The following is a 16564-nucleotide window of genomic DNA, read 5'->3' as shown; positions in this document are numbered from 1 at the left end:
GCAAAGAAAAGCGCTAAGAACGCAAAGCTTTGCGAACCTTGCGTAAATCTCCGCGTGCTTTGCGGTTAAAACTATGAACACATTCAAATCTATTTTTGATCAATATAATTGGGACACAATTCAATCCAAAATATATAAAGCCACATCAAAAGATGTCGAGCGAACTTTGGCAAAAACCAAATACAATCTAGATGATTTTTTGATTTTGATCTCACCTGAAGCTCAAAATTACTTAGAAGAAATGGCGCAAAAATGCCATGAAATCACCAAAAAGCGTTTCGGGAAAACGATTCAAATGTATGCACCGCTTTATTTGAGCAACGAATGCCAAAACATTTGTACCTATTGTGGATTTAGTCTGGATAATAAAATCAAAAGAAAAACACTTTCTGATACCGAAATAAAACTTGAAGTTGAAGCTTTAAAAAAAACTGGCTTCGATCATGTTTTACTGGTCACAGGCGAAGCCAATTATACCGTAAATATTAACTATTTCCTAAATGCAATTGACCTAATTCGAAAAGATTTTTCGATTATTTCTGTTGAAGTCCAGCCACTTTCTATAGAAGATTACGAACGTTTGCATGAAGCTGGAGTTTATTCTGTTTTGGTTTATCAGGAAACGTATCATAAGGAAGTTTACAAAAAATACCATACGAAAGGAAAAAAGTCAAATTTCGATTTCAGACTTGAAACACCAGACCGAATAGGAACTGCGGGAATCCATAAAATTGGTTTGGGAGTTTTATTAGGTTTAGAAGATTGGCGTACGGATAGTTTCTTTAATGCTTTGCATTTAGATTATCTTCAGAAAAAATACTGGCAGACTAAATATTCTGTTTCTTTTCCGCGTCTCCGCCCTGCCGAAGGAATTATCGAACCCAATTTTATTATGGATGATAAAGATTTGACACAGCTCATTTGCGCGTATCGTTTGTGGAATGAAGATCTCGAAATCTCGATTTCAACACGGGAAAACGAGAAATTCAGAAACAATATAATTCCGATTGGCGTAACGAGTATGAGCGCTGGTTCGAAAACAAATCCCGGCGGTTATGTGGTTGATCCGCAGTCTTTGGAACAATTCGAAATCAGTGATGAACGTTCTGCAGAAGAAATCTCAAAAATCATAAAAATGAAAGGTTACGAACCCGTTTGGAAGGATTGGGATAAAGTTTATAGTTGAAACGTTTTAGGTTTTAGGTTTTAGGTTTCAGGTTTCAAGTTTCAAGTTTCAGGTTTGTGAACTTAACATTTTACAATTCACAATTCACAATTCACAATTCACAATTCACAATTCACAATTCACAATTAAAAAAATGAGCATTATACAAGAATTTCTACGTTACAACAGACAAACCATACTTCCGGAAATTGGAGACGAAGGTCAGGAAAAACTAAAAAAAGCACGTGTTCTGGTGATTGGTGCTGGCGGATTGGGTTGTCCAATTTTACAATATATTGCTACTGCCGGAGTTGGTTTTATTGGAATTATCGATTTTGACACTATCGAAATTCACAATTTACACCGACAGATTTTATATACTGAAAATGAAATTGGTAGAGAAAAAGCAATAGTTGCTCAAGAAGTTGTTTCGAAGTTAAATCCATTAATAGAAGTTAAATCTATTAACGAAAAGTTGACAATCGAAAATGCAAGTCAAATTATCAAACAATATGATATTATAGTTGATGGTTCTGACAATTTCGCAACACGTTATTTGGTTAACGATACTTGTGTTCAACTTAACAAGCCTTTGATCTATGGAAGTATTTTAAAATTCGAAGGTCAGGTTGCAGTTTTCAATCATAAAGGAAGCAAAAATCTTCGTGATTTATTTCCCGAAATGCCAGATCCAAAAGATGTTCCGAATTGTAATTTGAATGGCGTATTAGGGACACTGCCCGGAATTATCGGAACTATGATGGCGCATGAAACTCTAAAATTAATTTTAGAATTACCAACTTTAAATAATGAATTAGTGCTTTTTAATACAGTGAACTGGAGTTTTACAAAACTAAATTTCTAAAAAATAACGGCATCGCCAACACTAATAATTCCCGAATTTAAACTCACAACATTAGTCCCGAATAAAACAGAATTATCGACGACTCTATATTTGCTTAACGTTTTTAGCGGTTCTTTTTTCAGTTTCCCATTTTGAGGATCATTATTCACCATAATACACCTTCCGCAGGGTTTTATATTTTTAAATTGAACTTCTCCAATTTTAAACGTATCATAATCATCTTCTTCGTGTGCATTTTGAGTACTTACTACGATGTTTGGGCGAAATCTTAAAACAGTTACTTTGTCCGCTAATTTTTCATTTAAAAAATCCATACTTTCCGTTCCAACAACTAAATACGGATAACCATCAGCTAAACTTACGTTGAAGGTTTCTTTCAATGTAGAACTTTCATGTTTGCGATCTCCAATTTTGGTGATTTTGACCAATTTACATTCAAAACCTAAGTGTTGGCTGAACCATTTTGAAGTTGTTTTATTTACCTCAAAAACTTCACTTATATCGTCCCAGACATCTGTTTCAATTTTATAATCTAAATGTTCCTCAATAAAAAATTCATGTGTATGATCTTTATAAATTAAGCTGATTTTCCCATCTGAAATCTGCGGATAAAACTGACTCATAAGTCGATGTTCTCTCTGCGTAATCATCTTATTTTCAGCACCTAGCAACATCCAGCGTCTATCGTTTTCGAAGCCCATTTCTTCTGCAAGTGCCGTTTGACAACTAATACCTGCCAGACTTTTTATTGGATAAATGTAAATTTCTTTTACAACATGAACTGTACTCATTTTTATTAACTTTTTAAAATAGACATAAATTCTTCACGATCAATTTCGCGACAGCCTAAACTCTCTAAATGTGGATTATAAACTTGGCAATCTAAAAGCTTATAATTTCCTTCTCTTAAATAATTTACTAAAGCTATAAAAGCTGTTTTTGAAGCATTTGAAACTTTAGAAAACATACTTTCTCCACAAAAAACATCGCCTAAGTCAATTCCATACAAACCGCCTACTAAAATATCATCCTGCCAAACCTCAACAGATTTTGCGATTCCTTCGTCGTTTAATTTACAATAGGCATCGATCATTGCATTAGAAATCCAGGTTCCGTCTTGACCGTCACGTTTTATTTTTTGACAATTCGAAATTACGTCTTTAAAATTTTTATTAAAAGTAACCTTAAATTGATTTCGGTTCAAAATATTACGCATGCTTTTAGACACAATCAGTTCATCCAGAAACAAAACCATTCTAGGATCAGGCGACCACCAAAGAATCGGTTCTCCTTCATTAAACCAAGGAAAAATACCGCTTTTATAAGCCAGCTTTAAACGTTCTGGATTTAAGTCACCGCCAATGGCCAGAATACCTTCTTCATCGGCTTCTGAAACGGGAGGAAAAAATAAATCTTCGAATATGTAATGCATGCTTTTTTAAAATAATGTATTTTTTAAAATTCCAAATTCCAAACGCTTTATGGAGACCTATTATCCGCAATCTTGTCATTTCGACCGAAGGGAGAAATCGCACTAGTTGCTCTACAATAACTGTCGATATTCTTTAATAAGGTCCGTGTGCGATTTCTCCCTTCGGTTGAAATGACATAAACTACGAGTAAAACAAAATTCCAAACTCCAATTGCATATTTTATGAATTGGAATTTGGAATTTATTTTTTGAAATTTAAACTTTTAGAAAGGCAAATCGTCTGGTTCGTCTTCATTTACGTTTGTTGCTGGAGCAAAAGCTTCTGCCGCAGGCATTGGAGGCGTTTGACTAGGACCTTCTGGTGCTAATCTTTCGATTCTCCAACCTTGAATACTATTGAAATATCTAGTTTCTCCTTGTGGATTAACCCATTCTCTTCCTCTTAAATTGATAGAAACTTTTACCGCTTCACCTTGTTTGTAGCTGCTCAATAAATCACATTTATCTTGAGTAAATTCAATCAAAATATGTTGAGGATATTGCTCGTCTGTAGTAACAACCAATTCTCTTTTTTTGAATGCAGCACTAACTTGTTGCTCTGGGTTAACCACTTTTACTTTTCCTGTAACTTCCATCTTCGTCTATATTAATTATTGTTTCTATTCTTATTTTTTGGCTAAAAGCACTTTCCATGCTGATGAAATATCATCATTATTCAGGTATTTTTTGGCTTCTAAATGAATTTTTTCCTGATCGTCTGAACTTAAAACTCCTTTCACAGAAAAATTTTCTTTCACAAATATACTAACTTCTTCCGTTGTAGGCAAGGCTTCAATATTTCCTAACTTTCCGAGATCATTTCCATTAAAAACGGTACTTTCCTTAATAAAATTCGGAATCGCGTCTACTCCAACACCTAAAGTTGTAATCGGTTTTGGCACTTCAAAAAGTCCTTGATTCGATCTTGAATACCAATCTTTTCCCAATCTCGAAACCAAATCTATTTTATGCTGATCGATTGCTCCATTTTCATCTAAAACTGATTCGTGAATATGCATTTTTACCACTTCACACAAAATCAAATTTCCAGCTCCGCCTTCTGTACCTAACGGAATAATCTGCGTGACTTTGCACTCAAACTGCACCGGAGATTCTTTAACGCGATATGGTTTTACAAGATCTGACGGAATTTGTGTTAATCCGGCTTTGATAAATTCGTTTACTCCTTCGCCATATTCTGTACTGGCTAATGAGGTTTGCTGTACCAAATCATAATTAACCACATTTATTACCACTTCGCGAGTTGCTTCAACATTAATTAAAGTGTGTTTAATCGTATTGTCGCGCACGCGTCTTGCCGGTGAAAAAACCAAAATTGGAGGATTGGCACTGAACACATTAAAAAAACTGAATGGCGATAAATTCGGAATTCCTTTTGCACTGATTGTGCTTGCAAATGCAATAGGCCTAGGCCCTACAGCACTTTGTAAATAACCGTGTAATTTTGCCGTGGGTATTTCTTTTGGATTGATGCTAATCATATTTTTGATTTTAACCGATCTCATTTCGGTAATTACAAAAGTAGAGAAATCGTTTAATCAAAAGAAATACTTTAGGACATAAAAACAAAAATCTTTAACGAAGAACAAAATATAAAATGTGTTTATTTCGTTATATTTATACCTCAAAAATTAATTTATGCGTTTTTCTGAAAGTAGAAATACAACCCGTTGGATTATTATTTTTATTTCATTTTTAATCATATCCTTGATTCTGTGGAATACTTATACTTTTTTTCAAATTTTCAAAAATGAAGAACGTATAAAAATGAATCTTGTGGCTCATGCACAAAAAACATTAGTCAGTGCAAATGAAAATACCGACTTGGATTTACCTCTTGAGATATTAAACAACAACCATTCAGTTCCGGTAATGTTAACGATGTACGGCGACAAGATCATAAGTTCTGTTAATGTCCCGGAAAAAATTCTGGAAGATGAAAAAAAATCGCTTTCTTTTTTAAATAATTTAAAAGGTGAAAATGAGCCGATTGTTATCGAATATTCTCCCGGAAAATTTCAGAAATTATATTATGGAAATTCTGAATTGCTCAACAAACTTAAATATTATCCTGTAGCTTTATTATTGATTATTGTATTGTTTAGTGCCTTAATTTATAATTTCTACAAAAGCACCAAAATGGCTACGCAGAACAAACTTTGGGCCGGAATGGCGAAAGAAACCGCCCATCAGATTGGTACACCGCTTTCATCATTAATTGGCTGGGTAGAGATATTAAAAACAGAAGAAATTGATGCTTCTATTACGACTGAAATTGAAAAAGATATTGAACGATTACAGACTATAACAGATCGTTTTTCAAAAATTGGTTCTGTTCCGGTTTTAGAACCTCATGATGTTGTTTCTGAAACTTTAAGCACTTATGAATATTTGCAATCGCGTTTTTCTAAACAAGTTGCTTTTTCTTATCATGCACCAAAAGAACCTGTTTTCGCTATGATAAACCCAACGCTGCATAGCTGGACAATCGAAAATTTAGTAAAAAATGCTATTGATGCAATGAAAGGAAAGGGAACTCTAGACCTTCAAATTGAACAAGATGCACATCATGTAAAAGTAAATGTTAAAGATTCTGGAACTGGAATTCCAAAAAAACAATTTAAAACCATTTTTGAACCCGGTTTTACCACCAAAAAACGAGGCTGGGGATTAGGACTTTCTCTAACAAAAAGAATAGTCGAAGAATACCACAGCGGAAAAATTAAAGTTTTACATTCTGAAATTGGAAAAGGAACTACGTTTCAGATTTCACTAAATAAAAAAGTGCAGTAAAATAATTTACTGCACTTTTTTATTTATTTCAAATGTAAGACTAGAGTCAAATATTCTTCTACAAATTCGATTGAATACTCTTTGCTAAAGCCTCAAATTCTTCTTTAGAAAGCGATACTTTATTATGAAAACGCATTTCATCCATATGGTTTAATGGAATCAAATGCACATGTGCGTGAGGAACTTCTAATCCAACAACTGCCATTCCGACTCTTTTGCACGTAACTGTTTTCTCTAAAGCAATTGCAATTTTCTTAGAAAACTTCATCAACCCTAAATACAACTCGTCGTCCATATCAAAAATCTTGTCGATTTCTTGTTTCGGGATACAAAGCGTGTGTCCTTTAGCGTTTGGATTTACATCTAAAAAAGCCAAATAATTTTCATCCTCGGCGATTTTATATGCAGGAATTTCTCCGTTTACTATTTTGGTAAATATGCTCATTTCTTAGATATTTAGACTTCTTAAATATTAGATTTCAAGATTTATTGAAACTTAATCGATTAAACAAATAACCAAATTCAATCTAATCTCTTGAAATTTCAAGTATTTCGAATTTCAACACTCCGTTTGGAACTGTAATTTCTGCTACTTCTCCAACAGATTTTCCCAGTAAGCCTTTTCCAATAGGAGACGTTACTGAAATCTTTCCCGTTTTTAAATCAGCTTCGCTTTCAGCAACAAGCGTATATTTCATTTCCATTCCGTTGCTTTGGTTCTTAATTTTTACATTAGAAAGCACCAATGCTTTCGAAACATCTAATTGTGATTCGTCAATTAATCTTGCGTTAGAATATACTTCTTCTAACTTGGCAATTCTCATTTCTAATAAACCCTGCGCTTCTTTTGCTGCATCATATTCGGCGTTTTCAGATAAATCACCTTTGTCTCTTGCCTCTGCTATATCTTGAGATGCCTTCGGACGCATTACACTTTTTAAATGCTCCAACTCATCTTTCAACTTTTTTAATCCTTCTGCTGTATAATAAGATACTTTACTCATAACTTCATCGTTTATATAAATACAAAAAATCCCATCGGGACGGGATTTTGTAATACAAATATACTATTATTTTTAATAGTACATAATTATATGTTAATCATATAAAAATCAAATCTAAATAATTTATTTTTGTTTCACTAATTCATATTAAAATAATGAAAAAAATCTGGCTCTTAATCGTATTTGTTTCTATTCTTTTCTCTTGCAGTGATAATGGCATCAGCAATAAAAATCCTAACATACCCAATTACTCTGTCAATTTATCTGTAGATATGAATTTGCCTGCTTATTCAAATCTTAAGTTTGTGAGTAATGGCGTTATTGTTCCTAATTTTGGAGCAAAAGGAATTATTATATTTAATGCCGGAAGCGGTTATAATGCATTTGATGCTGCTTGTCCTAATCAACCAATAACAGCCTGTACTGCAATGACAATTGATGGAATAAATGCAGTTTGTTCTTGCGATAAAAGTTCTTACAGTTTATTTACCGGCCTTGGAGGAAAAGAATATCCGTTGAAACAATATCGTGTCGAAGTGATCGGAACCGTGATTCACGTTTATAATTAAAATAAAAGCCTGAAAATTTAAAACTTTCAGGCTTTTTTTATTTTATGCAGTATTTTAAAATTTCAAAGTTAATCCCACTAAGCCATTTATTCCCGCTTGCGGATAATAATATGGATATACATCATACATATAACCGTTTGACACATATTTTTTATTGAAAATATTATTTACTAAACTCGTAATAATGATTGATTTGAAAATAGATTTTGGTTTAATTTCATAAGAAATATTAAAATCGTTTACGAAGTAATCCGCCAGTTTTGCTGAAGGCAATTCAATATTATTCATATATTGCTCGCCAACATATTTTTGAAGCAGTGAAATATGCCAATTTTTAATTGGACTGTAAACAATAATATTTCCTGCGATAACTTCTGGAGAATAGGCAATTTTAGTTGTCCCGTAATTTTGACCTTCAACAGCCAAATCGACATTTTTATTACTGCTTAAAGTAAAGTTTGGGCGAAGAATGAATTTGTCTGAAAGCTTAATAGTGGCATCTACCTCAAAACCTAAACGGTAACTTTTATCAGTATTTGAACGAATTGGCGATCCAACATCATCTAATGTTCCCGTTAAAATTAATTGATCTTTATACGCCATATAATATACGTTAGAAGTCAATTGAAATTTCTCTGAATTGAATCTCCAGCCTAATTCAAAATCATTTAATTTTTCTGGTTTTACATTTCCGCCTTCATAATCGGTTCTGTTTGGCTCACGATTGGCTCTTGCATAAGAAAAATAAAGGGTGTTTTTTTGATTGATTTCATAATTCAAACCCGCTTTTGGATTAAAGAAATTGAATGCATCATCAACTAAACCTGTTTCGATACTATTGGCTTTATACACTACCCTTCTATATTGTAAATCTCCGTAAAAGCTCAATTTGTCTGTGAATTGATAATTGGCTTTTGCGAAAATATTCCCGTCTGTTTTTGTTGAAAAATCATCATAATAATGATCTCCCAATTCTGATTGAGAAGCATATCTTGCCCAAATTACTTTTCCGTAATGATCGCCTTCGTATTTATTCCAGCCTCCGCCAAAAATAACATCTAGTTTTTCATCTTTGTATTTTACAGAAAAAGTCGTTCCGTAGAAATCATTATCCAACCATTTCTGGCGTACTAGATCGGTAGTTGTAATGGCTCCAACTGGCAGTAAACCATAATCGGCCATAGCAGCATCTTCTTTGTAATTTTCATAATAGCCTTTTCCTTTTGTATAATGAAAAGCCAAGTTCGTGCTCCATTTATCTGAGAAGGATTCGTTCCAATGCAATTGATAATGATCTTGTTTATAATTGTCTGTTTCATTATCGTAAAAACGGATGTTTCCAGCTTCATCAGTATACATTCCTGCCGAATTGTATGTGCGATTTGTATTCATTGTTTCAGCGTCAATTCCGTTCCAGGATTGGTATGTTTTTTCAGTTCCGCCAAAAACCAATGCTTTAATTAAAGTCGTTTTGCCTACGTAAGTTCCCTGCAAAAAATAAGACTTTAGATCCGAACTTGCTCTGTCGATATATCCGTCAGATTTAAGAGAGGACAAACGTCCGGCAATTTCAAAATGATCGTTTAATAAACCCGTACTAAATTTTACAGTATTTTTATTTGAATTGAAAGTCCCATAAGAACTTGAAATTTCGCCTGTAGCTTTTGATGCGTAATTATCTGTAAGCATGTTTAAGCTGGCACCAAAAGCACCAGAACCATTTGTAGATGTTCCAACGCCACGCTGCAATTGCAGACTTTCTACTGACGAAGCAAAATCAGGCATATTTACCCAAAAAGTTCCTTGGCTTTCTGCATCGTTGTATGGAATTCCATTTATAGTAACATTGACTCTTGTGGCATCGCTTCCGCGGACTCTGATTCCGGTATATCCAAAACCATTTCCTGCATCAGAGGTTGTCACAACAGATGGCAAATAATTCATTAAAATTGGAATATCCTGACCAAGATTTCTGTATTTGATATCTTTTTTATCGAGATTACTAAACGAAACTGGCGTTTTTGTAGTCACACGAACTGCAGAAACCAAAACCTCATCAAGAGAATTTACTTTTGTAGAATCTTGCTGTTGTGAGAAAGAGGATAAAGTAAAGAAAATAGAAAAAAGAAGAAAGAAAATAGATTCGTTGTTCAACTTTGAACCTTTGAACCTTTGAACCTTTGTGGCTCTAAAAGCAACTTGAAAAATAGTTTTCATCCGTAAAAGAATTACGAATAAAAGGGGGAATTATTCTTTTTGTTAAATTAATAAATGTGTTTCTTACGACAAGATATAGTGTGCACGCTAACAATTGTCGTTTTTTCCCTTAGCAACATTACTCGCTCAGGTTCTTTGGGTATGATCTCAGCTCGTTATTTAGAGCACCCCTTTGAGACAGTACAAATGTAGTGTTAAAAAATTAAATTCCAAGAATTGAAATTCCAATTTCCAATTTAACTCCAAGAAGCAGGCTGTTTGGAATTTAGATCCGAGCGATAGCGAACAGGGATTTTATTCTAAATTTGGCTTTCTGCGTGATTGCTTTATTTCTGAGATATTCTTTTTATCCTTAATTCTCTTTTTGATCACAGATTTTGGAATCTTGGTTGCTTTACGAACTTTAGGAACAAATAATCCTTTTTTTATAATTTCTAAAAACCGTTTTACAACAATATCTTTGTTTTTAAGCTGACTTCTATCTTCATCACAATTTAATATCAGCATATTTTCAGTTGTTAGACGATGTGCGATATTCGTAAGCAAAAGTAATTTCTCCTCATCAGACAACGCCTGAGAAGCATTCAAATCAAAAGTCAAAACTACTTTTGAAGAAACTTTGTTTACGTTTTGTCCGCCGGCACCACTGCTTCGAACGGCCTTAAAACTTAATTCTGATATAATTTTATCTATATCCATTATTGTGGCTGATGTGCTGCTTTTAATAAATCATTTACTGTTTTTACCGGATTAAAAGTAATTAACGGAACTGCCACAAAAATAGTCAGCCAGTTCGCCATTGCGCCATTCCATAACCCAGGCAATTCATAACTTTTAACGGTTCTTCCTTCAATACTTTTTTCTACAATAAATCCCGCTTTCGCATCTACAAATTTAAGAAGATCAAATTTTTGATTCTTATAATTTTTAACCCCGCAAACTAAATCAACAGGATTAAAGTGAGTCGCTGCCGCTAAAATATCCTGCTGCTTTTTATTTGACAAATCTACTTGCGATGTTTCAACTATCTGTAATGATTTCACACCTTTTTCATTCATAACCCAAAAAGGTCCGCCGCCGGGTTCGCCCTCATTTTTTACCATACCACAAACACGAATTGGCCTGTCAAGCAAGTCTTTAATTTTATTAATCTTATTCTCTAGAGTAAACTTGTTGAATTCACTCGTCATTTGTATGTTTAGTTTTTCCTTTAAAAAAAGAATAATTTCTTCTAAATTGTCTTCTTTTATTTCTTGTTTTTCAAAAGCTTTTAAATAACCAAATATCTTTTGCTGTATTTCAATTAAAATACCCGCTAAAGCTTTTTTATACAATGTGATTTTATCAATATGATTTTGAATTACATTGTCAATGTTTTTTATAAAAATGACATCTGAATCAAGAACATTTAAATTCTGAATCAACGCACCATGTCCGCCAGGTCTAAAAATTAAATTGCCTTCATTATTTCTGACAATTTCATTTTTTGCATCAACATTAATAGAATCTGTACTTTTACTTTGATAAGAATAACTAATATTGATTTTTGTTTCAGATGGCTTTTCAATTTTCTCTCTCACCTCAGCAACAGCTTTTTCAAATAAATCTTGATGGATTTCTGAAACTGTAAAATGCAAATTTGAAATATTTTTAGATGTTGCATAATGCACACATTCATTTAAATGTTCCTCAATTGGATTTGCAATATGATTTTTATATTGATGAAAAGGCAAAACTGCTTTTGGTTTGTTTGCAGAATTAAAATGTTCTGACGATAATAATATCCTTATAAAATAATAATTTTTGTAATCTCGATCTAAAGTTTCAAAATCAGGATAAATTTCTTTTAAATTTTTATCAACTTCCTCAAAAAAAGGAAATTTCTCCATACCTACAATAAAGATAGCCAGTTCCTTGTCCTTTTTTCTATTGATGTAAGCATTTATGGTTTCTTTTTCGATGTCAAAATCATTCAAAAAAGCACTTAAAAACTTAAACATTCTCGTTGCCGCTCCAGATGCTGGAACGAATTTCTTTATTTTTAAGTTTGATTTTTGGTGGTCGAAGAAGTTTGATTTTTGTAGAAATTCATCTTCTGATAAAGTTAGAATTCCGTTGCCAATTGTTGCCGGACTTACCAAATTGCTTTTTGCAATTCCGTTTTCGAAAATTTCCAATTGGTTTAAAACATTTTTAAAAGAAATTCCACGTTCATACAACTGAACAAAATCTGATGACGAAAAGCCACGTTCTTTGGCTATTATCAAATCATCTACAATTGCAGTAGCTTTTTCTAAACGGCTTTTTTCATCACCAGACAACGTTATAAAAGGTTTATTGTTGTCAATCAACGTTTGTTTGAAAACAGAAAAAACGGTTTGTCTTCCGTCAGGCGAATCGCGAATATCATCTTTTTCCCAAGGAACATCAATATCTGTCAGAAAAAACAAATCGTATTCGTGTTCTAAGGCTGCTTCATTTAAAAGCGGATCGCAAAAACCATAATACATTTCAGAAAAAACTTTTGTGACCATCAAATTAGTATCACAAAACAAATATTTATTTGCTGTAGAAAGCTTTTGATTTTCTAGTTCGGTTTGACCATATGCAATAGGCAACATATCATCTGCTGTGCAAATCTGCTGATTTTCTTCCCATTTTTTCTGCAGATAATCACGTGCAAATTCAGGAACCCATTCGGTTTCATAATATGCTGCAAGCTGTTTTGCCAATGTGGTTTTCCCTGTACTTTCAGGTCCAAATAAAGCAATTTTTATGATTGTTGTTTTTTGCTGTCTAAGATTTTTCTCCATTCTAAATAAGCTGAAATAGCCAAAATTGTAAAAATTAAATACTGAAGTGACAGCATCCCTAAGCCACGATAAGCATAAAGAGGCACTACAATAATATCGCCAATAATCCAAAGTGTCCAGTTTTCGATTTTTTTCCTGGCCATGTACCACATTCCCGCAAAAAATATTCCAGACGATATCATATCGACATAATTGTCATTGTGTATTTCGTAATCGAAATATTTATAAATCCCGAAAACTACAAAAACAGTAACAATAAACAGTGCTATTCCGATTATTTTTTCATTAAAATTTGTACGAGTAATAGGCAAATTATCTTCAGTAGTACCGCCTTTTGCCCAAACGTACCAGCCATATATACTCATAATCGAGAAATAAGCATTAATGATCATATCTCCAATATAACCCGCAACATATAAAAGATAGACTGAAATTACTGTTGCAATTAGCCCAGTTGGATAAACCCAAATGTTTTCTTTTTTAGCAAACCAGACACTTAAAATTCCAAAAACAAAGACCAAAAACTCTAAAGCAATATGCCATAACGGAGCATTTTTGTAACTATCGAGAAAAAAATCTATCATTTGACTGGTTGTTTTGTTTGGTTATTTAGGTTCAAAAAAGTGACTGTCGTTTTCAAAAGCAGTTCCAATAACTACTAAATCGGCGCCAGCGTTGTATGCATTTTGAATTCCGTGCAAATCTACAATTCCTCCTCCAACAATTATCGGAATTTCGATATTTTGCGAAATTAACTGTATCATTTTCAACGGAACTGCATTTTTCGCTCCGCTCCCCGCTTCTAAATATATTAATTTGTTTCCCAACATTTCCCCTGCCTGAGCTGTAGCTAAAACCAAATCGAAATTTTCACGATTAAGCGGTTTTGTTTTACTTACTCTTGCAACCGCAGTTTCGTTACCGCTTTCTATTAAAATATATCCTGTCGAAATAACTTCAAGATTTGTCTTTTTTAAAATTGGCGCTGCCTGAACTTGATATTCTATTAGATAATCTGGATTTCTCCCAGATAATAAAGACAAAAATAAAATCGCATCTGCCTGTGGCGAAATCTGCGAAGGATCACCAGGAAATATAACAACTGGCAAGTTTGTTTTTAGTTTTAATGAAGCAATTAAATCTTCTATAATTGCAGTCTTAACAATACTTCCTCCCACAAAAATATGTGTCGCCGGAGATTGATTTATTTTAAGTAATAAATGATCAAGTTTTTCCCATACAATTTTATCTGGATCTAAAAGTATGGCCAATAATTTTTGCCCCTCTTTTTTAGCTTCCAAAATCTGCTGGTGTATATTAAGTACTTTTTGCCGCATAATGGGCGTAAAAGTAAAAGTTTTTTAGTGCAGAAGAACTATTTTGAATCAATTATATTTGTAGAATAGATTTTGATAACCAAAGAACAAATTTATGATTGCTCCTGAATTGTTAGAAAAATATGGTGCGCTAAAAAAATCTTTTGCCAAAACATCCATTGTTTTTGAAGAAGGAAATCTCCCAGCTTACTATTATCAGATTATTTCTGGCGAGGTAAAAATGAGCAATTATAATGATGATGGACGAGAATTTATTCAGGGAATTTTTTATAAACAGCAATCATTTGGAGAACCGCCGTTATTTCTGAATCAAAAATATCCTGCAAATGCCATTGCTGTTGAAGATTCTGAAATTCTTCTTCTTTCAAAAAATAATTTCATGAAACTGCTGGAAGAAAACGTGATTATCAGCATTAAAATAATCGAAAATTTAGCGCAGCGACTGTATTACAAATCGGTTATGGCGGCAGAAATGTCGACACATGAACCTGAACACCGAGTTTTAAAATTGATCGATCACGGAATCGCTTATTTTAATTTCAAGAAAGATGCAAACGGTTACCTCATCAATTTTACGAGACAGCAAATTGGCGACTTAACCGGTTTGCGCGTCGAAACTGTAATTAGAACTATAAAAGCTTTAGAAAAAAAAGGCGAATTGAAGATTATAAACAGAAAAGTATACAGATAAAATAGTTCTTGTTTTATGATTTAAGTCATAAAACGCAACGGTATTGCGAGCGTATCTTTGTGGTATAAAAATCTCAATATCATGACACTATATCAAACAACATTCGAAAACTTCAATAAAAGTTACATGGGTTCTGCTGCAATGGCGGTAATTGGTCAAAGCTGTTTAGGCGGCGTTGCTGCAATGTACATTCTTTCTCACGGAACCTCAATTGGACAAATGATGCAGCTGGCAATTATTGTTTTAGCCTCTGTTTTTGCCAACACTTCAATTTTGGCACAAATGAAACATAAAGTGGTTTTTAATCTTATTATTTTAAGCGCTATATTAAGCGTCTTCCTTATAGTTTTGAATAGTTTTGTACTATGAAAAAGCAAATAGAAAATAGAACTGATGTGGAATTTTTAGTACATCAGTTCTATTCTAAAATAAGAGCAGATGAAGAAATTGGCTTTTATTTTAATACGATGATAAAAAACTGGGACGCGCATCTCGAAAAACTGACTGATTTTTGGGAAACCAATTTGTTTGCCGTAAAAAAATACAAAGGAAATCCGCATGCTGTTCATAATGAAGTTGATGCTGGTTTTAACGGTCAAATTACCTCGAATGAATTCGGAATCTGGCTCAACTACTGGTTTCAGACTTTAGAAGAATATTTTGAAGGTGAAAATGTAGAAATCCTAAAAAGACGCGCCCGTAAAATGGGAACTTTTTTATTTGTGAGCATGTTTGAACATCGTAAAAAAATGGCTGAGAATTCTCTAGAATAACAATTGTCATTGTATTATTTGTCATTTCTCTCCCGAAGCCTCGGGATCAAAATGACAACATTGTAGTTATTTCCTAAATAAAAAGAATCAGGATTTAATTTATCAACTACTTCTCAAAAGCATAAACCAGAGTAAACTTTCCTTCAAAATTATCTGATTTGATTTCTTCATAATGCACATCAAAATCTTTGATCAAATCATTAAAATAAAGACTTGCATGAGTTTGAGGATTATCTAAAGAAAAATCTCCAATTCGAATATGATCTTTAAAACTGATTCCTTTTTCGTTTCTGATTTTAAAGATCGCTTCTTTTGCTCCCCAGATTACAGTAAGTTTTTTTACGTATTCTTCTAAAAAATTTGGGTTTAAATATTCAAATTCGGTATCAACAAATTTATCAGCAATGCGTAGGATTTTTTCGCGCTGTAATTCCATGTCTATTCCAACGGTTTCATGACTTATAATGATCGCTGCAAAATGATACGAATGCGTAATCGAAATATAATTATGACAATCAAAATAAGGTTTCCCGAATTCGTCATAATGTAAATCTTTATCTGTAAAACCCATTTCCTGAATCAGCATTCGAACACTCAAAAAAGCACGCTGATGCATCTGTGATTTCATTCCGTTCAATCGCAGCTTTGTTTTTTCTTTCAGGACAACTTTACTCAACAATTCCTCAAAAGATTCGGTTATTTCCCAAATTAAGATTTTAGTAGTTTCGTTGAATTGTATGGTCTGAAATAAAGGCATGCTTTTGAATTATGAATTATGAATGGTTAATTGTAAATTATTTTTCTTTTGAAAATGAAACTTCTTCATGAATATCTGGTCTTTATAG

Annotated in this window: 19 protein-coding genes; 7 read left to right on the top strand and 12 right to left on the bottom strand. The window is 33.1% G+C overall.

Annotated features, from left to right (window positions below; genetic code table 11):
• The first annotated feature begins 73 nt into the window (after nt 1–73).
• Complete coding sequence (thiH, locus tag IRZ83_RS09095; protein ID WP_194568225.1) at nt 74–1186, top strand: 2-iminoacetate synthase ThiH; 1113 nt, start codon at nt 74–76, stop codon at nt 1184–1186.
• A gap of 133 nt (nt 1187–1319) precedes the next feature.
• Nucleotides 1320–2030 carry a HesA/MoeB/ThiF family protein gene (locus tag IRZ83_RS09090; RefSeq protein WP_194568223.1) on the top strand — a complete coding sequence of 237 codons (711 nt, stop codon included), beginning with the start codon at nt 1320–1322 and terminating at the stop codon, nt 2028–2030.
• Here the strand turns inward: IRZ83_RS09090 and IRZ83_RS09085 are convergent.
• The 4 genes from IRZ83_RS09085 to IRZ83_RS09070 form a co-directional block, all read right to left on the bottom strand.
• Nucleotides 2027–2821 (bottom strand): MOSC domain-containing protein, encoded by a 795-nt coding sequence (locus IRZ83_RS09085; protein ID WP_194568221.1) that lies wholly within the window; start codon nt 2819–2821, stop codon nt 2027–2029. The two genes, IRZ83_RS09090 and IRZ83_RS09085, sit on opposite strands and share 4 nt — an antisense overlap.
• 5 nt (nt 2822–2826) lie before the next feature.
• Nucleotides 2827–3462 carry a leucyl/phenylalanyl-tRNA--protein transferase gene (gene aat / locus IRZ83_RS09080; protein ID WP_194568219.1) on the bottom strand — a complete coding sequence of 212 codons (636 nt, stop codon included), beginning with the start codon at nt 3460–3462 and terminating at the stop codon, nt 2827–2829.
• Nucleotides 3463–3725: 263 nt separating this feature from the next.
• Nucleotides 3726–4097 carry a DUF3127 domain-containing protein gene (locus IRZ83_RS09075; protein ID WP_029271930.1) on the bottom strand — a complete coding sequence of 124 codons (372 nt, stop codon included), beginning with the start codon at nt 4095–4097 and terminating at the stop codon, nt 3726–3728.
• Nucleotides 4098–4127: 30 nt separating this feature from the next.
• Nucleotides 4128–5003, bottom strand: a complete 876-nt coding sequence (locus IRZ83_RS09070; RefSeq protein WP_029271929.1) for a flavin reductase family protein — start codon at nt 5001–5003, stop codon at nt 4128–4130.
• 157 nt (nt 5004–5160) lie between these two features.
• Between IRZ83_RS09070 and IRZ83_RS09065 the strand changes: the two genes are divergently transcribed.
• A complete protein-coding gene (locus IRZ83_RS09065) occupies nt 5161–6315 on the top strand; it encodes a sensor histidine kinase (RefSeq protein ID WP_029271928.1) in 1155 nt (384 codons plus the stop codon).
• Between the two features lie 58 nt (nt 6316–6373).
• Here IRZ83_RS09065 and IRZ83_RS09060 read toward each other — a convergent pair whose 3' ends face one another.
• Together IRZ83_RS09060 and greA are read right to left on the bottom strand one after the other, a co-directional pair.
• A complete protein-coding gene (locus IRZ83_RS09060; protein ID WP_194568217.1) occupies nt 6374–6760 on the bottom strand; it encodes an HIT family protein in 387 nt (128 codons plus the stop codon).
• A gap of 82 nt (nt 6761–6842) precedes the next feature.
• A complete protein-coding gene (greA, locus tag IRZ83_RS09055; protein ID WP_029271926.1) occupies nt 6843–7319 on the bottom strand; it encodes a transcription elongation factor GreA in 477 nt (158 codons plus the stop codon).
• Nucleotides 7320–7474: 155 nt separating this feature from the next.
• On the opposite strand from greA, the gene IRZ83_RS09050 reads away from it, so the two are divergent.
• On the top strand, nt 7475–7888 hold the full coding sequence (locus IRZ83_RS09050) for a Rieske (2Fe-2S) protein (RefSeq protein ID WP_029271925.1): 414 nt from the start codon (nt 7475–7477) through the stop codon (nt 7886–7888).
• A 54-nt stretch (nt 7889–7942) separates the two neighbouring features.
• Here the strand turns inward: IRZ83_RS09050 and IRZ83_RS09045 are convergent, their stop codons facing one another.
• The 5 genes from IRZ83_RS09045 to IRZ83_RS09025 all read right to left on the bottom strand — a co-directional run bounded on the left by IRZ83_RS09045 (nt 7943) and on the right by IRZ83_RS09025 (nt 14255).
• Nucleotides 7943–10105, bottom strand: coding sequence for a TonB-dependent receptor (locus tag IRZ83_RS09045; RefSeq protein ID WP_194568215.1), 2163 nt, complete (start codon nt 10103–10105; stop codon nt 7943–7945).
• 294 nt (nt 10106–10399) lie between these two features.
• Nucleotides 10400–10804: an alternative ribosome rescue aminoacyl-tRNA hydrolase ArfB gene (arfB, locus tag IRZ83_RS09040; RefSeq protein WP_029271923.1), complete on the bottom strand. Its 405-nt coding sequence runs from the start codon at nt 10802–10804 to the stop codon at nt 10400–10402.
• Complete coding sequence (locus IRZ83_RS09035; RefSeq protein ID WP_194568213.1) at nt 10804–12918, bottom strand: DUF4301 family protein; 2115 nt, start codon at nt 12916–12918, stop codon at nt 10804–10806. Before IRZ83_RS09035 ends, arfB begins: the two co-directional genes overlap by 1 nt.
• A complete protein-coding gene (gene pnuC / locus IRZ83_RS09030; protein ID WP_029271921.1) occupies nt 12879–13502 on the bottom strand; it encodes a nicotinamide riboside transporter PnuC in 624 nt (207 codons plus the stop codon). The genes IRZ83_RS09035 and pnuC overlap by 40 nt, the downstream gene beginning before the upstream one ends.
• A gap of 21 nt (nt 13503–13523) precedes the next feature.
• A complete protein-coding gene (locus tag IRZ83_RS09025; protein ID WP_029271920.1) occupies nt 13524–14255 on the bottom strand; it encodes a geranylgeranylglyceryl/heptaprenylglyceryl phosphate synthase in 732 nt (243 codons plus the stop codon).
• Between the two features lie 94 nt (nt 14256–14349).
• Between IRZ83_RS09025 and IRZ83_RS09020 the strand changes: the two genes are divergently transcribed.
• The 3 genes from IRZ83_RS09020 to IRZ83_RS09010 all read left to right on the top strand — a co-directional run bounded on the left by IRZ83_RS09020 (nt 14350) and on the right by IRZ83_RS09010 (nt 15719).
• Nucleotides 14350–14946, top strand: a complete 597-nt coding sequence (locus tag IRZ83_RS09020; protein ID WP_194568211.1) for a Crp/Fnr family transcriptional regulator — start codon at nt 14350–14352, stop codon at nt 14944–14946.
• Between the two features lie 81 nt (nt 14947–15027).
• Nucleotides 15028–15315 (top strand): hypothetical protein, encoded by a 288-nt coding sequence (locus tag IRZ83_RS09015; protein WP_029271918.1) that lies wholly within the window; start codon nt 15028–15030, stop codon nt 15313–15315.
• Nucleotides 15312–15719 carry a group III truncated hemoglobin gene (locus IRZ83_RS09010; protein WP_194568209.1) on the top strand — a complete coding sequence of 136 codons (408 nt, stop codon included), beginning with the start codon at nt 15312–15314 and terminating at the stop codon, nt 15717–15719. The genes IRZ83_RS09015 and IRZ83_RS09010 overlap by 4 nt, the downstream gene beginning before the upstream one ends.
• A gap of 106 nt (nt 15720–15825) precedes the next feature.
• Here IRZ83_RS09010 and IRZ83_RS09005 read toward each other — a convergent pair whose 3' ends face one another.
• Nucleotides 15826–16476 (bottom strand): 4'-phosphopantetheinyl transferase family protein, encoded by a 651-nt coding sequence (locus IRZ83_RS09005; protein ID WP_194568207.1) that lies wholly within the window; start codon nt 16474–16476, stop codon nt 15826–15828.
• Nucleotides 16477–16564: the final 88 nt, after the last annotated feature.

Origin of the sequence: Flavobacterium sp. JLP, assembly GCF_015350755.1 — a bacterium.
Classification (GTDB): domain Bacteria; phylum Bacteroidota; class Bacteroidia; order Flavobacteriales; family Flavobacteriaceae; genus Flavobacterium.
The sequence above is the reverse complement of the archived record's forward strand: the minus strand, read 5'-3'. Positions and strand labels throughout refer to the sequence as shown.